Origin of the sequence: Sphingobium sp. EP60837, from assembly GCF_001658005.1 — a bacterium.
In the GTDB taxonomy this organism is placed as follows: domain Bacteria; phylum Pseudomonadota; class Alphaproteobacteria; order Sphingomonadales; family Sphingomonadaceae; genus Sphingobium; species Sphingobium tyrosinilyticum.
On the sequence record NZ_CP015986.1, the window covers coordinates 1,899,719 to 1,918,166 of the forward strand.

Genomic DNA, 18,448 nt, shown 5'->3' on the forward strand with positions numbered 1-18,448 from the left:
CCTTTTGAGAGGGAAGTCTTGAAAATGTTGATGTATCTCGCAGCCGCGGCCGCGCCCAAGTCGGAGAACCCGTACGGCCTGATGGAAGCTCTGCAGCAGGGCGGTACCATCGCCTGGACCGTGTTCATCATCCTTTGCGGCATGTCGGTCGGCACCTTCTACATCCTGTTCACCAAGCTCATCGAGCAGCAGAAGGTCCTCAACCAGGGCAAGAAAGTCCGCGCGACTTTCTGGCGCGCGCCCACGCTGAAGGAAGGTTCGGCGAAGCTGGAAAAGAACAGCGCCTACAAGCAGATCGTCGATGACGGCATCAAGGCGCAGGAAGAACACACCAAGCTGACCGATCCGGTCGAAGCGCATGACTGGCTGCACGGCTCGCTGGCTCGTTCGGAAGCCGCGATCAACTCGAAGCTGGGCACCGGCCTGGCGTTCCTCGCGACCGTCGGTTCGACCTCGCCGTTCATCGGTCTGTTCGGTACCGTTATCGGCATCTACCGCGCGCTCATCAAGATCGGCGCTGCCGGTCAGGCCTCGATCGACGCTGTCGCCGGCCCGGTCGGTGAAGCTCTGATCATGACCGCGCTGGGTCTGGCCGTGGCCGTTCCTGCGGTGCTTGCCTACAACTTCCTGCAGCGCCGTAACAAGTCGATCGCCGAACAGCTGAACGGCTTCACCGTCGATCTGCTGGCCCACCTCGTGTCGAACGGCGCTGTGAAGCCTTCGTTCGCCACTGCCCCGGCCGCTGCTGCCGCCAAGCCGGCCGCAGCTCCGACCAAGGCCTGATTGGGTCAAGGAGCCGGTGCGGGAACCGGCGGGCGGCTGCGACCGCCTGGGTTCCCCACCGGCCATGGGCCCCGTCCTGACGGGGCGCCATCGACACGGATGTTAGGATATTATCAATGGCAATGAGTGTTGGCTCCGACGGCGGTGATGACAAGCCGATGTCCGACATCAACACGACGCCGCTCGTCGACGTCATGCTGGTGTTGCTCATCATCTTCCTCATCGCGGTCCCGGTCGTCGTTCAGACGGTTCAGCTGCAGCTTCCCAAGGTCGCGTTCGAGCCGACGACGACGAAACCGGAAAATGTCTCGCTGTCGATCACGCAGGCCGGCGACGGCAGCTGCGCGGTTTATTGGAACCTGACCAAGGTGTCTTCGGATGAGCTGCTCGACCGCGCGGTCGCGAAGCTCGAGGCGGACATCAAGAAGGCGGGCGGCGTTGAAAATATGACGCCAGAGGATCTGCCTGAAGTGCATATCCGCGGCGACATCAATACGCCCTATCGGTGTATCGGCGGCACCATCTACACGATGCAGCGCGCCGGTTTCCCGAAGGTCGGCTTCATCTCCGAGCCCGAACCGGGTTCGACGGTGCAGCGGCTCTAAGTTTTTAGGAGTATCGCCCCATGGCTATGAGTGCCGGAAGTGAAGACGGCGAGCCGATGGTGGAAATGAACACGACGCCGTTGATCGACGTCATGCTCGTTCTCCTCATCATGTTCATCATCACCATCCCGATCCAAACCCACGCGGTGAAGATCGATCTGCCGCAGAACGCGCCGCCGACTGACAGCGTCATTGATCCTGTCAAGAACAAGGTTGCGATCGACCAGGGTGGCATCATCACCTGGAACGGTTCGGCCATCGACCTGCTGACTCTGCGTCAGTATCTTCAGCAGTCCCTGCGTCTGCCGGTGGAGCCCGAGTTGCAGTTCCAGCCCAATGCGGCGACCCGCTATGTCGTCGTTGACGAAGTGCTGGCGGAGATCAAGCGCGCTGGCGTCACGAAGCTGGGCTTCGTGGGCAATGAGCAATATGGTAACTTCTAAAGGCTGACTACGCCGCCGCCGTCTGGCCGGGAATGTTCGACTTCCCGCTTCCGGGCGCGGGCAGGGGTGACGCAATCAGCCTTTGGCTACTGATTATGGGGTCGCTTCGGCGGCCCCTTTTTTTCGACTTCAGTCCTTCAATGCTTCCTTAATCCTGATCGGCGATAGTGGGTCGCGAGGGACGCATGTGAATCATGGGCGCTGAACTACAAATTGACGTGAGCAGGAAGAACAGCCGATTGGCTGAGCGCCGGCATGTGCAAGTGCCCGTCAAGGTCCGCAGACCCGGAGAAAACTGGTTCAAGAGCCAAGTTGCGGATCTATCAGTCACCGGCTTCCGCCTGCAAAGCTTCATGAAGCTAGCGGCAGGGGATACCCTGTGGATCATGTTGCCTGGATTTGAGGGCCGCCGCGCGCATGTGCTGTGGGCTCGCGGTCATGAGGCGGGCTGTCATTTTGAGCGGCCCCTGCATCCCGCGATCCTGGATCATATCGTCAGGATCAGCCAGTAGGGCTTCCTGCAATGCGCTGCGGAAATCCGAGGGACGCAGCGCTGCAGTTACGAGTTGCGCCCCTCGCTTCGCTGTAATCGACCCACTTCTATACACGATGCTTTAATGCACTGACGGCGGGGTTCAGGCGGACGGAGAGTCTTGGAACTGGAGGTTGGCCAATCGCGCGTAAAGCCCCTTCTTCGCCATAAGGGCGGCATGATCGCCCTGCTCAACGACCCTGCCTGCATCAAGCACGATGATGCGATCGGCAGCACGGACGGTGGCCAGTCGGTGAGCGATCACGACTGTTGTGCGCCCCTTCATCAGCCGAGCGAGCGCATCCTGCACCAGCCGTTCCGATTCGGCGTCCAGGGCTGAGGTTGCTTCGTCCAGCAGCAGGATGGGGGCATTGCGCAACAGCGCCCGCGCGATCGAGAGGCGCTGGCGCTGGCCGCCGGACAGGCGCGCTCCTCCTTCGCCAAGATAGGTGTCCAGGCCCTGCGGCAGCGCGCGCAGGAAGGCTTCTGCGTTGGCGGCGCGTGCGGCTTCCCAGATCTCTTCATCGGTCGCGTCCCAGCGGCCGAAGCGCAGATTGTCGCGGGCAGAAGCGGCGAAGTTCACACTGTCCTGAGGGACCATCGCCATCATGCCGCGCACGGCGCTTGGGTCGGCTTCGGGCAAGGCGACGCCATTCAACCGGATCGTTCCCGAATCCGGATCGTAAAACCGCAAGGCGAGCTGGATCAGCGTCGATTTGCCCGCGCCCGAAGGCCCGACGATTGCAACGGTTTCGCCCGGTGCAATGTCGATCGTGACGCCATGAAGTGCGGCATCGTCCGGCCGTGTCGGATAGCTGAAATGCACCTGGTCGAACTGGAGGTGAGCCCCTTGGGGAAGCTGCGGCAGAGGTTTGGCGTTGGCAGGCGCGACAATTTCGGGCTGCGCGGTCATTAATTCGTGCAGCCGGCTGGCCGCGCCAGCGCCACGGAGCAGGTCTCCCCAGGTCTCGGAAAGCGCGCCAAATGCCCCGGCGACGAGGCCGCCCGTAAGGACGAAGGCAGCGATGCTGCCGCCCGACAGGTTGCCTGCCTTCACGTCCAGAGCGCCCTGCCACATCACCGCGACGACGGAGCCGAACACCAAGGCGATCACGACCGCCGTCATGGCGGCGCGGAGCAATATGCGTTGCCGCGCAGTTGCAAAGCCCTCCGCCACGGTCGCGTCAAAACGCGCGGCCTCTCGGCCCTCCTGCCCGAACGCCTGGACGATCTTCATCGCCCCGAGCACCTCAGCCGTCACACTGCCGACGGCTGCCAAACGATCCTGGCTGGCGCGGGAGAGCTTGCGGACGCGCCGCCCCAGGCTGATCATCACGAGCAGGATGACCGGGATGCCCAGCACGAGCAGCCCCGCCAGCTTCGGCGCAAGAGCGAACAGGTAGATGAGGCCGCCGACCCCGGTGACCAGGTTACGCAGCGCCACCGAAACGGCGGAGCCCACGATTTGATCGATGATGGCGGTGTCCGCCGTCATGCGCGACGCGATTTCGGACGGCCGGTTCTCTTCGAAGAAGCGGGGTTCAAGGCGCAACAGATTGGCTTGTGTCGCGGACCGGATATCGGCCACGACGCGTTCGCCGAGCCAGGAGACGAAATAGAAGCGGGCGGCCGTCGCCATCGCCAGGATCAACACGATCAGCAGCAGATATTGGAACCAGCGGCTGATGTCGCCGCCGCCCATGAAGCCTCGGTCGATGACCAGCCGGAAACCGCTGGGGATCGCGAGCGTCGCTGCCGAAGATACGATGAGCGCGGCCACGGCGGCAGCAATGCGGCCGGGATAGCGGGTGGCGAAGCGCCATAGCATCCCCAGGCTACCGAGGGAGGAACGCGCACTGCTGCGTGGGTCGAGCTTTTCCGCATCTTGCATGCGCGGCCGCTTAGCAGCCCCTTGTGCAAGCCTCAACGAGGATCAAAGGCGGTCCTGTCAGATGGACGGTGTAATTTCCGACGCCAGGGTCATGATCCGGCGCGGCCCGGTGCGACCGGTGAGCGCATAGGCCATGTCGCCAGCTTCCCAATAAGCGATGATATCGCTTGCCCGACGGGCGAGCAGAGGCCGCGCTTCGGCGGGTGTCTCTGCCCGGTCAGCGAAGAAGGAGAGCTGCTCGCCAGCCGGAGTGATGATCGAAACCGCGATGGCGGGGCTGTCGGGCGTGGGGAAAAGCTGAACATCGGTGACGCGCCAGTTGCGCGGCAAAGCCGGAAGGATGATCCCTGTGGAACGGCGAATTTCGTCGGCATTGAGCGTCGCGCTTTCGACCTGCGACGCCATATTTTGCCGTAACAGACCGGCGCGATGGGATGCGGCGGCCTCGTCAAGGAAGGGGCTTGCCTGCGCGGCTTGGGGAAATTCGCCGAGTGCGCCTCTCGCGATCCAGCCTGTGGCGAGCAGCGCCGCCATGGCTGCGGCGCGGCGGAGATGCCTCCAACTGCGGCCGCCTTCATTGTCATTTGCCACTGGCAGCGAGATGTCGCGCCTGCGCCCGACCAACGTGCCCTTCGTGCCGTCATGCATCAGGCGAAAGTCGATATGCGGCCAGCGCTGACGCCATCGGTGCGCGACAATCCGCTCGCCCGGGCGCGCCGCATCATCGAGCAGCACGACGGCGTTGGGTGACAGCCGCGCGAACAGGCTGTCGGCCGCACCGCGCACCAACGGATGGACCGACCAAGGCGGGCCGTCGATGATCAGCAGGTCGATATGATCGGGCAGGGCTTCGAGCGCATACCAGCGCCCCGGCCAGTCCGAGCTTTCTGACTTAAGCGGGGCATGGCGCAGGTCGGCTTCCAGGCCATGATCAGCGAGCCATGTCCGTGTCGCATCGACAAAGCCGCCATGCTGATCGAAGCTGGTCAATCGGCCGCCGCCATGCAGGGCCAACGCCCGTGCCGCAACCAAGGTGGACGCGCCTGCGCCGAGTTCGACTACCTGCGCAGGCCGCAAACGTGCGATTTCCCGCACGATATGGCGGAGAAAGCCGACATCGGCCTTCCAGCTGCCGAGATGGGGAAGGGCGTCATGCGGCAGGGCGAGTTCCTTGAGGAGGGCGCGTTTGTCAGCCTTGCGCCCCCCCGAAAGGCTGGCCAGCAACCATGGCCAGCTGATCGCGCCAAAACCCAGGCGCCAGGCGAGGTCCGACATTCGGCGTCGCGCGTCGTCGGCCTGCTGTTCGGCCAGGGGGAGGAAACCAGTCAGTTCGCGGGACGTCACGGTGCGCCGATCCTCATATTAAAGCCTGCGGGACTATGCGGCGGCTCGGGATTTTCGCATAGACCCCAAATCTGCTCCCTCTTTCGTCCGTTCAGGAAACGCCGATGACCCGTATAATTTCCGCGACCGTCGAACGCTGGCCCGTGGCGGGGGCCTTCATCATCAGCCGGGGCGCCAAGACATCGGTCGATGTGGTCCTGTGCACGGTCGGTGATGGGAAGCATGTCGGTCGGGGTGAGGGAACGCCGATATATTATGAGGGCGAAACCGCCGAAGCCTGCGCGGCCGCGATCAACGCCTATGATGGTCCGTTGAATCGCGACGCGCTGCTGCGGGGAATGCCACGCGGGGCGGCGCGCAATGCCCTTGACTGCGCACTGTGGGATCTGGAGGCCAAGCAGGCGGGCGTACCCGTCTGGCAGTTGGCGGGGCTCGCGCCGCCCGCTCCGCTGCCCACCGCCTTCACCATCAGCCTGAACGATCCCGCCCAGATGGAGGCGGATGCGCGGCTCGCCGCTGCCAAGGGGTTCGCCCTGCTGAAGTGCAAGCTCACGGGCGAGGGCGACCGGGCGCGAATCGCAGCTGTTCGGGCGGGTGCGCCCGATGCGCGGTTGATCGTCGACGCCAATGAAAGCTGGCATGACCTGGATATCGCAGCGGAAGCGGCGGCTCTGGCGCAGCTTGGCGTGGAAATGGTCGAGCAGCCGGTCTTTCACGGCCGTGAGGACAGGCTGGTAGGCGTGAAAGCGCCGTTGCCGCTGTGTGCCGATGAGAGCTGTCATACGCGGGCGGACCTTGACCGGCTCGGCGATTTCGACGCGGTCAATATCAAGCTCGACAAGGCTGGCGGGCTGACCGAGGCGCTGGCGTTGGCACGCGAAGCGCGCACCCGGAATTTTCGCGTGATGGTCGGATGCATGCTTGGAACCTCGCTCGGCATCGCTCCGGCGGCACTGGTGGCCCAGGGAGCGGACTGGATCGATCTCGACGGCGCGTTGTTGCTGGCCAAAGATCGCGAGGGCGGGTTGCCGCTGAAGGACGGGCTGCTTCATCCCGGCACGCTCTGGGGCACCGGTCAGTAGCCCAGCGTCAGGCCCATAGCATAATATTTGGGACCGACATTACCCTTCACCCGCAGCTTGGGAATGATCGGCATGGCGATCGTCGCATAGGGGCGCGTGTTATCGCCGCTGAAGCGGACGCCTGCGCCGATCGTCGCGAATGCAGGCAGCGAGTAGGTCGCTTCGACCCTGCCATAGAGCTCCGCATCGCCATCGTGCAGATAAATGCCGGCGCCAGGGGTCAGGCTGAAACCGGCGACGTCCAGCGCATAGCCCGCGCCAATCTCTGTGCCCCAATGGCCGTCTGCCCGGCCATAGTTCAGTTCCGCTCCCAAGCCTTCGGCATGAGCGGCCGGTGCGAGGGCAAGCACGCCGAGCAAGGATGCGGCGGCAACGGTTTGGCGTATCATCATGATCTTTCCCAAATCTAGGCGTGCTGCTGCGTGACGGGCATGCGCGCGTCAGGCAAGCGAGGGGAAGGCGAGCCGAATCGAAAATCCGCTCAGGTGAAGCGCCTCGCCCTCTCATCGACAGGGTCAGCATTGGGATAGGGCATGATCGTTCGGCCATCCGGGGCAGCGGTGAAGCTCGTCTGGGTGGGATAGGCGAATTCGATGCCTTCCGCTTTGAACCGCTGCCAAATGGCTAGGCCGACCCGGTGCCGTGACTGGAAATAGTCGTGACGGTCGGGATCGGGCACATCGAAATTGAGTTCGAAATCCAGCGAACTCGCGCCGAAGCGCACAAGCCCCGCATTGACGAAATGGAACCCTTCGCCTTCGACGATGTGTTTCAGAATGGACGGAATGGTGTCGGCCTTTTCATCCGGCGTCTGGTAGATGATGCCGAGCGAAAAGGTCACTCGGCGCTGCTCCAGCGTATGAAGGCTGGTGATTTCCTTCTGCAGGAGATTGGCGTTGGAGATGACCTTCTTCTCGCCCGTCATGGCGCGCAGGCGCGTGCTTTTAAGCCCGATCTTTTCGACGCGGGCGGTGGTCTGGTCATAGGTGATGACCTCGCCGCGGCGGAAGGGCTTGTCGAAGATGATCGAAAGAGCGGCGAACAGGTCTGAAAATATGCCTTGGGCTGCAAGGCCGATGGCGATGCCGCCAATGCCGAGGCCAGCGACCAGGCCCGTGACGTTGACGCCCAGATTGTCGAGCACCACCACGGCGGCGATCGCGAACAGGCCGAAGGTCACGAGCACGCGGATCAGACCCATGGCGTTGGCGAGCGTTTCGCCATGCCCTTCGTCGCCGACCGTCTTGCGCTCTATGAGGCCCAGGATGATCTCCCGCGCCCAAATCGCCGCTTGGAACACGGCCGCGATGGTGAAGAGGAAGATGACCGTCTTCAGCACCATCTGGGGCGGGTTGGCGTAGCTTACCACCAACCGGGCGGCGACCAGCGCCATGAAGAAATGCGTCGTCCTGGCGATGGCGCGGCCGATGACATGGGAAAGGCCCAGCGTGTCGCCGGGCTTTCCATTGAGGCGGCTGCCGAACTGGCGCAGCGTGGCGAGGGTCAGATAGATGACGACGCCGACGCCCACCGCAACCAGGATCTGCAGCGCATGGATGGAGAACCAATTAACCGTCGAGTGCCACATCTCCGGAAGGTTCGGCGGGCGCACCGCGATGTCGGGAAGGGCAGGGTCTTTCTTTGCAGCCATGGGGATCCTGAAATGAGGGCGGTCAGGCCGCCAGGGGGAGTGCGGGGCTTGCGCCACGCTCTTCCAGAAAGGCGATCAGTCCGCGTTCGTAACGCGTCAGATAGCGCGTAGTGCGCGGCAAGCGAAGCCCTGCGCGCCATTCATCCTGTCCAGATTTGCAAAGTTCGATAAGCGCTGGGTGGATATAGCTTTTGCGGCTGATCGCGGGGGTGTTGCCCAGCGCTTCGGCAACGGGCGCGACCATCTGCGCAAGCGAGACAGGCCCCGACGCCAGCGTTTCGAACGCGATCGTGGAAGCGCCCCAGGTGCGAAAGTGCTTCGCGGTGAAATCGTGGCGCATGGCCTCGGCGATATAGGCGTTGACGTCGCCCGAACTGATCGGGCGGGCTACGCCATCTTCATCCAGATATTGGAAAAGATGCTGGCCGGGGAGATCCTGCATCGCGCGCACGAAGCGAAGCAGGCGGCGGTCGCTGATCGTCAGGTCATGCTCGCGGCCCGACTTGGCGCGGTAGCGTAGTCGCAGCTTTTGACCGGTAAGATCGACATGGCGGCGGCGGAGCGTCGTTGCCCCGAAGCTCTTGTTGGCGGTGGCATATTGTTCATTGCCGACGCGGACCTTGGCGAGGTCGAGCAGGCGGACGACTGCCGCGATCGTGCGCTCCTTGCGGAGACCGCGGGTCGATAGGTCTGCCTCGATCCGGGCGCGAAGGCAGGGCAAAGCGCGGCCGAACAGGGCGCACCCGCCATATTTCTCCGCCTCGCGCGCCGCTCGAAAATCGGGATGGTAGCGATATTGTTTGCGGCCGCGATCGTCATAGCCGATCGCCTGGATATGGCCGTGCGGCAGCGGGCAGAACCAGCATTCCCGGTAGGCGGGCGGCATGCCGACGGCGTTGAGCCGGTCGATTTCATCACGATCGGTGATGCGCGTACCGTCGGGTAGGAAATAGGCCCAGCCCCGCTTTAGTGCGCGGCGCGAAATCCCCGGCAGGCTGTCATTGGCGTGGACAAGTCGATTTTGCGGCATGGGCTCCTTCTCAAGAGCCTCTAACCCGCCTTACTTTGCTTCGTTCCGCAGCTTTAGACCCGGGGGGTCAAGATCCGGTGAGCCGCCAGCGGAAGCCTCCGGCGCCGCGAAGACGCCAATGATCGGGATGGCGGCGGATCACCGACAGATGCGCGAGAGTGAGCGTGGCCGCCAAGACGCCCGCGGGCATTGCGAAGGCTGTGGTCGCGGGCAGGATCAAGGCGCACAGCAGCGCCACCCCGGCGGCGCTGGCGGTCAACATGGTCGATCGTGCTTCGCCATCAGGCCCGCGCATCCAGAAGACGCAGCCGCTCATGCCCAGGGCGAAAGCCATGGCGAGACGGGCCGGCTGGCCCTGTCCAGCGAGGCTGCAGCCGATCAGCAGGAGCAGGATGAGGGCGGCCAGGCCGCGGCGCGGAAGTCGGCCGAGCAGATAGGCCCCGACGGGATAGATGAGCAGTTCCCCCATCAATATTGCGGCCAGAATCGATCCTGCCAATGCGGCTTGCTGCGGTCCTGCGATCACGGCGACGACGGCTGTGCCCGCCCAGGGCACGAGGCGGCCGGGCGCCATGCGGATGTGGCTTGCCCAGCCGCGCAGGCCGGCGCGGGATTCCCATCGGCGATCGGCCAGACGGAGCTGAAAGGCGGCGATGATGAACAGCGCTTCCACGCCCCAGGGCAGCAGGTCCGGGCCGATCATCGGCGACGCCAGCACGAGCCCGAGCAACAGGCCATGGGCCACGCCCAAAATGCGGAGTTCTCCGCTCATCACATTCCTCCCCTGATGGGCCGTAATGGTTGCAGTGGAACAAGCCGCCCCCGCGCCGCTGCCCCGCGCTTGCGCGCGAGATAGGTGTCGAGGCCGATCTGCAGCGATAGCATCATGAAGATGAAGGGCTGGTAAGCGATCCCGACGAACAGCGATCCGACCATATATATGACATGCCCCTGTTGGAGCGCCAGCGCGAAGGGCGCGATCCATGCTTCGCCTGGAGCGTCGCTGTTACGGTAGAGGCGGCGGATCGATTCGGTGCGGATGAAGCAGATGAGGTGGATCAGCAGCCAGACGGCGAAACCGAAATAGCCCTGTTCGCCAAGCATTTCGAAATAGGCGCTGTGATAGGCGCGGCCCTTGTCGGTGACGAGCCGCCGCTCGACGCGCGACCCGCCGCTGTCGGTCACCCGCTCCTGCATGTGATAGGTGAAGCTGTTCTGCAGATAATTGTCGAACCCGCCGCCGCCGGGGTGCTCCTTCACATAGTCGAGCGTCCATTTCCACACGGCGAGGCGCGTTGAGGCGCTTTCGTCGCCCTGATGATTCTCGATCGTGGACATGCGCTGCGTGAAGCTGGCGGGCAGGAAAGGGATGGCGGCGAGTGCGGCGAGCGCCATCAAGGGCCCATAGACGAAGCGCCGCTTCGACCGCATCAGCATCAGCCCAGCGAGGATCGCGATGCAGACAAGGCCGGTGCGCGCTTCGGTGCCGATGGGCATCAGCAGGCAGGCGAGACATAGCGCATAGGCGAAGCCGCGCACGCGCCAGTCCGGCGGGAAGATGGTGCCATGCTTCGCCAGCCAGAGGATCAGCGGGATCAGCGAAATGGCGACGCAGCTGATGATGCTGCCTTCATAAAGGCCGCTATTATTATCGACCATCAGGTTGAGCACGCCATAGCCGCCACCCGACAGCGCCGTCTTCATGCCGCCGTTGATGATGATCGTACTGGCGCACAGCACCATGAAGAGGGTCAACGCCTCCAGCCGCAGCCTGGTGCGCAGGGTGAGGGGCAGGAAGATCGCGAAGATCATCGCTTTCCAAACCCATTCCCATTTGGTGTGGGCGTTGAGCGGGAAATCGGCGGTCGCGGTCGTAAAACCGCACCAGGCTAGCAGGATCAAAAGCAGCAACTGGCGCATGGAAAAGCGGCAGTCGGATTTCTTGTCCACCAACAGCCATGCCCCCACGGCCAGCGCGAAGGCGATCGCGGAAATGGGGATGCGGTTCAGCAGGAAATAGGAAAGCCGTTGCGGCGAGACGATGTCGATATAGGCATAGACAGCGATCAGCAGGAAAGGCCGCCGCAAGCCGAGCAGGAAGAAAGCGCCGAGGAAGGCGAGGAAGAAGAGGTCACGCATCCGGCGTGCGCTCCAACTGCGATTCGTCATCCAGGTCGGGGCGCGACAGCAGCCGCCATGCCGCCAGGATGATCACGCCATGGCTGATCAGCAGGGAGAAGGCGTCAATCATCGCGTGAGGGATTCGTCCGTGGCCACGGCCTTTTCCTAGCGCGGCAGAGTTGACGGGCCGTTAAACCTTTTCCGGCACAAGTTTGCACATGACTCGGATACTTCATGTGCTCGATCACAGCCTGCCGATGCACAGCGGCTACACGTTCCGCACTCGCGCGATCCTGCGGGCGCAGATGGCGCGGGGCTGGGAGGTGCGGGGCATTACAGGCCATCGTCATGGCACGGCGGGCCCTGCCGAGGAGACGATCGACGGCCTTCATTTCCATCGCACGCCGGGCAATGCGGCGACGGGCAATCCGCTGCTGCGCGAATGGCGGGATATTTCCGCCCATGCCGACGCGATCGATGCGCTTATCGCGCACTGGCGGCCCGATGTGATCCATGCCCATTCACCGGTCTTGAACGCCATGGCGGCCCAGCGTGCGGCGAAGCGGCACGACATTCCCCTGGTCTATGAAATCCGCGCCTTTTGGGAAGATGCGGCGGTCGGCAACGGCACGGGTATAGAAGGTAGCCCGCGTTACTGGCTCACCCGGCAGCTGGAAACTCATGCGGTGCGAGCGGCCGATGCGGTCGCGGTGATATGCGAAGGGCTGAGGCAGGATCTCGTCTCTCGCGGCATCGATGCGGCCAAGATCATCGTGTCGCCCAATGGGGTGGATATGGAGCAGTTCGGAACTCCCGTGCCGCGTGATCCGGCACTTACGCAAAAGCTGGGGCTAGAGGGTGCCGATGTGGTCGGCTTCATCGGCAGCTTTTATGATTATGAGGGGCTGGACGATCTCATCGCAGCCATGCCGCGACTCGTGCGTGCGCGCCCGAAGGTCAAGCTGTTGCTGGTCGGTGGCGGTCCTTGCGAACAGGCGTTGCGCGATCAGGCGACGGCTTCGCCCTTTGCCGACCATATTCTTTTCGTTGGCCGGGTGCCGCACGATCAGGTCGAGAATTATTACGCGCAGGTCGATGTCCTCGCTTATCCGCGTAAGCTGATGCGCCTTACCGATCTGGTGACGCCATTGAAGCCGCTGGAGGCGATGGCACAGGGGCGGCTGGTCGCTGCGTCGAGCGTCGGGGGGCATCGCGAATTGATCGAGGATGGCGTCACCGGCACCTTGTTTGCGCCGGGCGATCCGGCGGCGATGGCGACGGCGCTGGCGGGCATGTTCGCCGATAGGGGCTTCTGGGACGATCGGCGCGGGGTCGCGCGGGCCTTTGTCGAGCGTGAGCGTAACTGGTCGTCAAATATTCTGCGGTACGAGCCTGTTTATGAGCGGCTGTTGCAGCGTTCGCAGCGCGTGCGCGCCGCCGCCTGAGTCGATGGCGACCGCGATTCGGCGACATGGGACGATCACCCCGGCTGTGCTGGGCGGTCTCGCCGTGGCGTTGATCCTGTTGGCGATGCCGGCGGGCGTGGTCGAAACGGTCGTGGCGTCGAGCGGGCTCAGCGAAGCCTGGCCTGCTGCCGCGCCGCCACTGGGGATGAAGGCGCGACTGCTGCTCGCCGGCTTTGGCGCGCTGATGGGAATGGGCTGCCTGTGCTTCAACGCCGCGCCAGCGCCTGGGAAAGAGAATGGACGCCGTCGCGGTGTCCCGGGAGTGAGTAGAATGGGTTTTGCATTGCCGAAGCTGAACTGGCTGTCCCGCAGCCGCGCGGCGGGTTCGTCCCGGGTGTCGCGTCCATTGGCGCGCCGCGCCGATGCGCACCCCGACGCGCCCATACGCACGCCGATCTTCGCCAGTCGCGATTTTGGCGGGTTGGAAATATTCCCCCGCATTGCACCTGCGCCCGTCGAGCGGCCAGAGCAGGCCGGGCCAGAGCAGCAGCCGATGACGCTGTCTTTCAAGCCGCTGGCTGAAGAGGCCGAGGCCGCTCCCGAACTGATTGGGGCGGAATTCGAAGAAATGAGCGCGGCCGTGCACGCAGCCAGCGCAGAACGGGGCGGACAGTCCTCACCTGGCGGCCAAGCGCCGTCGCTTAGCGAACTGACCGCCCGTTTCGAACGGGGCCTTGCCGAGCGCGTACGTGGCACGAGAGCGGCAGCCAGCGTGATTGCCGACATGCCGGTGGAGCAGCCCGTTCCGGTCCGCGATCGGCTCGAGGACGATGTGGACCAGGCGCTGCGTGCCGCGCTGGGCACCTTGCGGGCAATGGCAGACCGCACGCGCTAAGGACCTTTATTACCAATCTTCGATGGTCAGGGCCGAAAGCTCGATCACTTCTTCTTGTGGGGCGGAGTGGCCGCCGTCTATCGTGATGTCGGCGACGAAGTGCCGGGGGAGCGACCATTCCGCTTCCTCCAGACCTGCCGCGAATACCGCTCGCCTTTCTTGCGCGTCTGGCCCGGAAAGACGCAGGGCGATGACATGCCGCCTTCCCTGAAACAATGCGCTCGCCCACGGACGACTGGCGGCGCGTTCGACAATCGCGGGTTCCCCGGCGCGTTCCAGCAGTTGGACCAGAAGCCGGGGCAGGGGATCCTTGCCTCGCAAGCGGCTTCCTTGATTTCCGATCAGATTTCGGGGCTGGCGGATATGATCGATGCTTGTCATTGGCCGACGCTCCTGCGATATGTGTTCATGAAATGTTCTATTCGTCTCTTGATCCGTTCCCCTGGCTCGCGACCTTGGCGCAGGTCGAACACCAGACGAGGATCGCGCACGCTTTCTCGTCCGAAGCGTGTCGCGGGGATGCCGTTGTCCCGCAGAAATTTCTCGACGGCGCGAAGCAGCATATTTTCCATTCTCCCTCTTCCAAAGGACTCGCCCGCTGCGAATCCCTGAGCTTCTTCCTATCTGTTATCCTATTTCCTACTTGTCTAGGAAAAATCCTATCATTATGGATGAATCATGGTCGGTAATGGAGAAGATCCGCGCGTGGTGCTGGAACGGCTGATTGCCGAACGGGGGGAGAATTATGCCGATCTGTCTCGGCTGCTAAAGCGCAATCCGGCCTATGTTCAGCAGTTCATAAAGCGCGGCACGCCGCGTAAGCTGGACGAAGAGGACAGACGCGTGTTGGCGCGTTATTTCGGCGTGGCTGAAGAAATGCTTGGCGGGCCGCGAGGGCAGGTGCCGATTGAAAGGAAATCGCGGCCGCTGCCCGCCGTGGTGCCGGTGCCGCGATTGTCGCTCGGCGCCTCGGCAGGGGCGGGTTCACTCGATGAGGATGAGCGGGCGGCGGGCGTGCTGGCGTTCGACGCCAATTGGCTGCGGCATCTGGGCGTTCGCCCGCAGCGCGTCTCCATCATCCGCGTTGATGGCGAATCGATGGCGCCGACACTGAATGACGGCGATGAGATCATGGTCGATCATGATGATGACGCGACGCGGCTCCGCGACGGGGTCTATGTGCTGCGGCTGGACGGTGTGCTGATGGTAAAGCGCATCGCGATGGGCCCCCGGCGCGGGCTGTTCAGCGTACTCAGCGATAATCGTCATTATCCCGGCTGGGTGGATATAGAGCCGGCGCTGGTAGCGATCGTCGGCAGGGTGGTATGGACCGGACGGCGGCTCGTCTAAGGGCTGATCGACATCCAGCCATGCGGGCCTGCAAAGCGCCGGGGATCACGCTTTTCGGCTCCACCTGAATTGAATGTCGATCAGCCCTCGCTTGGCGTCGCGGTTGCGGCTTCCTATCTGCTGACCGGCAAGGAGATCCGGCTTGAACGACAATGACGCGGTGATCCGCAAGGCGATCGAGTGGCGCGGCGCGCCCATGGCGCTGGCGACAGTGGTATCGACCTGGGGATCGGCGCCCCGGCCGCGCGGCAGCCATATGATCGTGCACCAGGATGGCCGTTTCGAAGGCAGCATCTCGGGCGGCTGCGTCGAGGCCGATGTATTGCAGCGTGCGGAGGAGGTAATTGCAGGCCGCCCGGCGCATGTCGAACGCTATGGCGTTGCCGACGACGACGCTTGGGCGGTGGGACTGCCCTGCGGCGGCCAGATCAGCGTGCTGGTGCAGCCGGTGGGCGAGGGCGGCTTTGCGCCTGCACTGTTCGACCGGGTTGCACAGGCGCGGGAGCAAGGGCGCGCGCTCCTTCTTTCTACTGACCTCGACACGGGGCTGAGCCGGGAAGGCGCCATCGAAGGCCAGTTCCAGAACCGCTACGATCCGCCGCGCCGGCTGCTGATCGTGGGGGCTGTCCAGATTGCTCAGGCCCTGAGCGCCCTTGCAACGGCGATCGGCGTGACGCCGGTGGTGATCGATCCGCGCGGGCGGTTCCTGACAAACGAGCGCTTTCCCGGCGTCGAACTGGATGATCGCTGGCCCGACGAGGCGATTGCCGCGCGTCAGCCGGGGGAGGCGACGGCGGTGGTGACGCTTAGCCACGACATCAAGATCGATGATCCGGCACTGGCCGCAGCGTTGCGGGCGCCCACCGGCTATGTCGCGGCGCTGGGATCGCGCAAGAGCCATGCGGCACGGCTGGAGCGGCTGACGGCCATGGGCTTTTCAGCAGAGGAGTTGGCGCGGATCGACGGTCCGGCGGGCCTCAACATCGGAGCGGTGGGCGCAGCGGAGATCGCGCTGTCCATTGCGGCCGGGATGATTGCAGGGTTCAATGCGCGGGCCTGACCGGCGCGCTTAGCAGCACTTGCCCCCATTTTTGCCGCCGTAGCGCGCTTCCTGCCGCTCACGGAAAAATTGCGCGTGCGTCATTACGGGCTGGTCCGGATGATGCGTCAGCATGTGCCGGGCGTAGCTGTCATAGTCCGGCACGCCGACCATCATCCGCGCTGTTCGCCGAATCCTGTCCAGCAGCCCGCTCATTCCGCGGGCACCAGCGCCGGAATCTCGCGTGCCGTCGGTCCGTTCGTCCGCCGCGCGGCGAGGCAGGTGCGGATCGTGAAGAAGAGCAGCGAGAGGACGACCGCTAGGAAGATCGCGACTAACCCCGCGTCCACCCGGTCGTTGAAGATGATCTGCCGCATTTCCGCCATCGACTTGGCCGGGGCGAGGACCGTGCCTTCCTCCGCTGCCGCGCTGAACTTGGCGGCATGGGCAAGGAAGCCGACTTTCACATCGCTGGACACGAGCTTTAAGAGGCCCGCCGACAGGGTGCAGACCAGCAGCCATGTCGTCGGGATCATCGTCACCCAGGCATAACGGTCCTGCTTCATGCGGAACAACACCGCCGTGGCCAGCATGAGCGCGATGGCGGCGAGCATCTGGTTGGAAATGCCGAACACCGGCCACAGCGTGTTCACGCCGCCCAGCGGATCGGTGACACCCTGATAGAGGAAGAAGCCCCATGCCGCGACGGTAAGCCCAGTCGCAACCAGGCTGGGGCCGATGCTCTTCGTCTCCTTGAAGCTGGGCACGGCCAGCGCGATCAAGTCCTGCAGCATGAAACGGCCCGCGCGTGTGCCCGCGTCCACGGCAGTCAGGATGAACAGCGCTTCGAACAGGATCGCGAAATGATACCAGAAGGCCTTCATCGCCGGGCCACCTACGACATGAGAAAAGATTTCCGCCATGGCCACCGCAAGCGTCGGCGCGCCGCCCGCTCGCGAGATGATTGTATGTTCGCCGACGTCCTTCGCTGTCTGGGCGATCAGTTCGGGCGTGATGGGGAAGCCCATGGCGGTTACGGCCGCCGCCGCGCTTGAGGCATCGGTGCCGATCACCGCTGCCGGGCTGTTCATCGTGAAATAGACGCCGGGGTCCAGGATGGACGCCCCTACCAGGGCCATGATGGCGACGAACGCCTCCATCAGCATCGCGCCATAGCCGATGATCGGCGCGTCGGCTTCGCTGGCGATCAGCTTGGGCGTGGTGCCGCTGGCGATCAGCGCGTGGAAACCAGACACAGCGCCACAGGCGATGGTGATGAACAGGAAGGGGAAGAGCCCGCCCGACCAGACCGGGCCATTGCCGTTCACGAACTGCGTGACCGCATGCATCTTGAGCGGCGGGGCCATGATGACGATACCGATGGCGAGTGCGGCGATCGCGCCGATCTTGAGGAAGGTGGACAGATAATCGCGCGGAGCCAGCAGCAGCCAGACCGGCAGCACCGAAGCGACTGCGCCGTAGCCGATGAGTATCCAGCACAACTGCACCGGCGTGAAGGTGAAGATGGGACCCCAGACGGGCGAGAGCGCCACGCTCTGCCCATAAACGATTGCCGCCAGCAGCCCGACCAGACCCAGCAGAGACACTTCTCCGATCCGACCCGGCCTGATCCAGCGCGTATAGGCGCCCATCAGCATGGCGAGCGGCACGGTCGCCGCCACCGTAAACATGCCCCACGGGCTTTCGGCGAGCGCCTTCACCACGATCAGCGCCAGAACGGCAAGGATAATGACCATGATCATGAAGGCGCCGAACAGCGCTATGGTGCCTGCAACCTGGCCCATCTCCATGCGGATCAGCTCGCCTAGCGACTTGCCGTCGCGGCGCATGGAGATGAAGAGGATCATGAAGTCCTGCACCGCACCGGCCAGCACGACCCCTGCGATGATCCAGATCGTGCCGGGCAGATAGCCCATCTGCGCGGCGAGGACCGGGCCAACGAGCGGTCCCGCCCCCGCGATGGCTGCGAAATGATGGCCGAACAGCACAACGCGATCTGTCGCGACATAGTCCAGGCCGTCGGCCCGCCTGATAGCAGGGGTGGGCCGCGACGGATCGAGCCGCATCACGGCGCGGGCGATGTAGAGCGCATAGTAGCGGTAGGCGACGAGAAAGCTGCTGACTGCGGCTATGACGATCCAGAGAGCATTGACCGCCTCGCCGCGCGACACTGCGACGACGGACAGGGCGGCTGCGCCGATAATGGCGATCGGGATCCATGGGATATGCCGGGTCATCACTCTCTCTGGCTTTGC

Annotated in this window: 20 protein-coding genes; 9 read left to right on the forward strand and 11 right to left on the reverse strand. The window is 63.9% G+C overall.

The genetic code is table 11. The annotated features are described in order from the left end of the window. The first annotated feature begins 24 nt into the window (after positions 1-24). From EP837_RS09205 to EP837_RS09220, 4 genes are all read left to right on the forward strand, one after another. Positions 25-783 (forward strand): MotA/TolQ/ExbB proton channel family protein, encoded by a 759-nt coding sequence (locus EP837_RS09205; RefSeq protein WP_197486260.1) that lies wholly within the window; start codon positions 25-27, stop codon positions 781-783. A gap of 116 nt (positions 784-899) precedes the next feature. Then, a complete protein-coding gene (locus EP837_RS09210; protein WP_066526673.1) occupies positions 900-1,388 on the forward strand; it encodes an ExbD/TolR family protein in 489 nt (162 codons plus the stop codon). Between the two features lie 20 nt (positions 1,389-1,408). Beyond that, positions 1,409-1,831 carry an ExbD/TolR family protein gene (locus EP837_RS09215; RefSeq protein ID WP_066526675.1) on the forward strand — a complete coding sequence of 141 codons (423 nt, stop codon included), beginning with the start codon at positions 1,409-1,411 and terminating at the stop codon, positions 1,829-1,831. A 194-nt stretch (positions 1,832-2,025) separates the two neighbouring features. Further along, on the forward strand, positions 2,026-2,343 hold the full coding sequence (locus tag EP837_RS09220) for a PilZ domain-containing protein (RefSeq protein ID WP_066526677.1): 318 nt from the start codon (positions 2,026-2,028) through the stop codon (positions 2,341-2,343). Positions 2,344-2,466: 123 nt separating this feature from the next. On the opposite strand, the gene EP837_RS09225 is transcribed toward EP837_RS09220, so the two are convergent. Further along, a complete protein-coding gene (locus EP837_RS09225) occupies positions 2,467-4,254 on the reverse strand; it encodes an ABC transporter transmembrane domain-containing protein (protein ID WP_066526679.1) in 1,788 nt (595 codons plus the stop codon). A 57-nt stretch (positions 4,255-4,311) separates the two neighbouring features. Further along, the gene (locus EP837_RS09230) at positions 4,312-5,598 is read right to left on the reverse strand and encodes a class I SAM-dependent methyltransferase (protein WP_066526680.1); all 1,287 of its coding nucleotides are present in this window, start codon (positions 5,596-5,598) and stop codon (positions 4,312-4,314) included. A gap of 104 nt (positions 5,599-5,702) precedes the next feature. Between EP837_RS09230 and dgcA the strand changes: the two genes are divergently transcribed. After that, positions 5,703-6,680: an N-acetyl-D-Glu racemase DgcA gene (gene dgcA / locus EP837_RS09235; protein ID WP_066526681.1), complete on the forward strand. Its 978-nt coding sequence runs from the start codon at positions 5,703-5,705 to the stop codon at positions 6,678-6,680. Here the strand turns inward: dgcA and EP837_RS09240 are convergent. From EP837_RS09240 to EP837_RS09260, 5 genes are all read right to left on the reverse strand, one after another. Then, a complete protein-coding gene (locus tag EP837_RS09240) occupies positions 6,674-7,072 on the reverse strand; it encodes a hypothetical protein (protein ID WP_066526683.1) in 399 nt (132 codons plus the stop codon). The two genes, dgcA and EP837_RS09240, sit on opposite strands and share 7 nt — an antisense overlap. 89 nt (positions 7,073-7,161) lie before the next feature. After that, positions 7,162-8,331 (reverse strand): mechanosensitive ion channel family protein, encoded by a 1,170-nt coding sequence (locus EP837_RS09245; RefSeq protein WP_066526685.1) that lies wholly within the window; start codon positions 8,329-8,331, stop codon positions 7,162-7,164. A gap of 22 nt (positions 8,332-8,353) precedes the next feature. After that, positions 8,354-9,361, reverse strand: a complete 1,008-nt coding sequence (locus EP837_RS09250; protein WP_066526690.1) for a DNA topoisomerase IB — start codon at positions 9,359-9,361, stop codon at positions 8,354-8,356. A gap of 67 nt (positions 9,362-9,428) precedes the next feature. Beyond that, the gene (locus tag EP837_RS09255) at positions 9,429-10,133 is read right to left on the reverse strand and encodes a hypothetical protein (RefSeq protein WP_066526691.1); all 705 of its coding nucleotides are present in this window, start codon (positions 10,131-10,133) and stop codon (positions 9,429-9,431) included. Continuing rightward, positions 10,133-11,500, reverse strand: a complete 1,368-nt coding sequence (locus tag EP837_RS09260; RefSeq protein ID WP_066526693.1) for a putative O-glycosylation ligase, exosortase A system-associated — start codon at positions 11,498-11,500, stop codon at positions 10,133-10,135. The genes EP837_RS09255 and EP837_RS09260 overlap by 1 nt, the downstream gene beginning before the upstream one ends. 200 nt (positions 11,501-11,700) lie before the next feature. Here EP837_RS09260 and EP837_RS09265 point away from each other — a divergent pair, with 200 nt between their 5' ends. Together EP837_RS09265 and EP837_RS09270 are read left to right on the forward strand one after the other, a co-directional pair. Then, positions 11,701-12,927 carry a TIGR04063 family PEP-CTERM/XrtA system glycosyltransferase gene (locus EP837_RS09265; RefSeq protein ID WP_066526696.1) on the forward strand — a complete coding sequence of 409 codons (1,227 nt, stop codon included), beginning with the start codon at positions 11,701-11,703 and terminating at the stop codon, positions 12,925-12,927. A 4-nt stretch (positions 12,928-12,931) separates the two neighbouring features. Then, positions 12,932-13,783, forward strand: a complete 852-nt coding sequence (locus EP837_RS09270) for a hypothetical protein (protein WP_066529084.1) — start codon at positions 12,932-12,934, stop codon at positions 13,781-13,783. A 9-nt stretch (positions 13,784-13,792) separates the two neighbouring features. Here the strand turns inward: EP837_RS09270 and EP837_RS09275 are convergent, their stop codons facing one another. Both EP837_RS09275 and EP837_RS09280 read right to left on the reverse strand, forming a co-directional pair. Then, positions 13,793-14,164: a hypothetical protein gene (locus tag EP837_RS09275; RefSeq protein WP_066526698.1), complete on the reverse strand. Its 372-nt coding sequence runs from the start codon at positions 14,162-14,164 to the stop codon at positions 13,793-13,795. Beyond that, on the reverse strand, positions 14,161-14,346 hold the full coding sequence (locus tag EP837_RS09280; protein ID WP_066529086.1) for a hypothetical protein: 186 nt from the start codon (positions 14,344-14,346) through the stop codon (positions 14,161-14,163). The genes EP837_RS09275 and EP837_RS09280 overlap by 4 nt, the downstream gene beginning before the upstream one ends. Before the next feature lie 115 nt (positions 14,347-14,461). Here EP837_RS09280 and EP837_RS09285 point away from each other — a divergent pair, with 115 nt between their 5' ends. Then, on the forward strand, positions 14,462-15,133 hold the full coding sequence (locus tag EP837_RS09285) for a S24 family peptidase (RefSeq protein WP_066526701.1): 672 nt from the start codon (positions 14,462-14,464) through the stop codon (positions 15,131-15,133). Between the two features lie 142 nt (positions 15,134-15,275). Further along, the gene (locus EP837_RS09290) at positions 15,276-16,193 is read left to right on the forward strand and encodes an XdhC family protein (RefSeq protein WP_066526707.1); all 918 of its coding nucleotides are present in this window, start codon (positions 15,276-15,278) and stop codon (positions 16,191-16,193) included. A 9-nt stretch (positions 16,194-16,202) separates the two neighbouring features. Here the strand turns inward: EP837_RS09290 and EP837_RS09295 are convergent, their stop codons facing one another. Both EP837_RS09295 and EP837_RS09300 read right to left on the reverse strand, forming a co-directional pair. Then, positions 16,203-16,388, reverse strand: coding sequence for a YbdD/YjiX family protein (locus tag EP837_RS09295; protein WP_066526709.1), 186 nt, complete (start codon positions 16,386-16,388; stop codon positions 16,203-16,205). Beyond that, positions 16,385-18,430 (reverse strand): carbon starvation CstA family protein, encoded by a 2,046-nt coding sequence (locus tag EP837_RS09300; protein WP_066526711.1) that lies wholly within the window; start codon positions 18,428-18,430, stop codon positions 16,385-16,387. The genes EP837_RS09295 and EP837_RS09300 overlap by 4 nt, the downstream gene beginning before the upstream one ends. Positions 18,431-18,448 lie beyond the last annotated feature (18 nt).

What these genes read in the sequence shown, in the direction of transcription:
- EP837_RS09205 (WP_197486260.1), top strand. Translation starts at nt 25, where the DNA reads ATGTTGATGTATCTCGCAGCCGCGGCCGCGCCCAAGTCGGAGAACCCG.
- EP837_RS09210 (WP_066526673.1), top strand. Translation starts at nt 900, where the DNA reads ATGGCAATGAGTGTTGGCTCCGACGGCGGTGATGACAAGCCGATGTCC.
- EP837_RS09215 (WP_066526675.1), top strand. Translation starts at nt 1,409, where the DNA reads ATGGCTATGAGTGCCGGAAGTGAAGACGGCGAGCCGATGGTGGAAATG.
- EP837_RS09220 (WP_066526677.1), top strand. Translation starts at nt 2,026, where the DNA reads ATGGGCGCTGAACTACAAATTGACGTGAGCAGGAAGAACAGCCGATTG.
- EP837_RS09225 (WP_066526679.1), bottom strand. Translation starts at nt 4,254, where the DNA reads ATGCAAGATGCGGAAAAGCTCGACCCACGCAGCAGTGCGCGTTCCTCC.
- dgcA (WP_066526681.1), top strand. Translation starts at nt 5,703, where the DNA reads ATGACCCGTATAATTTCCGCGACCGTCGAACGCTGGCCCGTGGCGGGG.
- EP837_RS09240 (WP_066526683.1), bottom strand. Translation starts at nt 7,072, where the DNA reads ATGATGATACGCCAAACCGTTGCCGCCGCATCCTTGCTCGGCGTGCTT.
- EP837_RS09245 (WP_066526685.1), bottom strand. Translation starts at nt 8,331, where the DNA reads ATGGCTGCAAAGAAAGACCCTGCCCTTCCCGACATCGCGGTGCGCCCG.
- EP837_RS09250 (WP_066526690.1), bottom strand. Translation starts at nt 9,361, where the DNA reads ATGCCGCAAAATCGACTTGTCCACGCCAATGACAGCCTGCCGGGGATT.
- EP837_RS09255 (WP_066526691.1), bottom strand. Translation starts at nt 10,133, where the DNA reads ATGAGCGGAGAACTCCGCATTTTGGGCGTGGCCCATGGCCTGTTGCTC.
- EP837_RS09260 (WP_066526693.1), bottom strand. Translation starts at nt 11,500, where the DNA reads ATGCGTGACCTCTTCTTCCTCGCCTTCCTCGGCGCTTTCTTCCTGCTC.
- EP837_RS09265 (WP_066526696.1), top strand. Translation starts at nt 11,701, where the DNA reads ATGACTCGGATACTTCATGTGCTCGATCACAGCCTGCCGATGCACAGC.
- EP837_RS09270 (WP_066529084.1), top strand. Translation starts at nt 12,932, where the DNA reads ATGGCGACCGCGATTCGGCGACATGGGACGATCACCCCGGCTGTGCTG.
- EP837_RS09275 (WP_066526698.1), bottom strand. Translation starts at nt 14,164, where the DNA reads ATGACAAGCATCGATCATATCCGCCAGCCCCGAAATCTGATCGGAAAT.
- EP837_RS09280 (WP_066529086.1), bottom strand. Translation starts at nt 14,346, where the DNA reads ATGCTGCTTCGCGCCGTCGAGAAATTTCTGCGGGACAACGGCATCCCC.
- EP837_RS09285 (WP_066526701.1), top strand. Translation starts at nt 14,462, where the DNA reads ATGGTCGGTAATGGAGAAGATCCGCGCGTGGTGCTGGAACGGCTGATT.
- EP837_RS09295 (WP_066526709.1), bottom strand. Translation starts at nt 16,388, where the DNA reads ATGAGCGGGCTGCTGGACAGGATTCGGCGAACAGCGCGGATGATGGTC.
- EP837_RS09300 (WP_066526711.1), bottom strand. Translation starts at nt 18,430, where the DNA reads ATGACCCGGCATATCCCATGGATCCCGATCGCCATTATCGGCGCAGCC.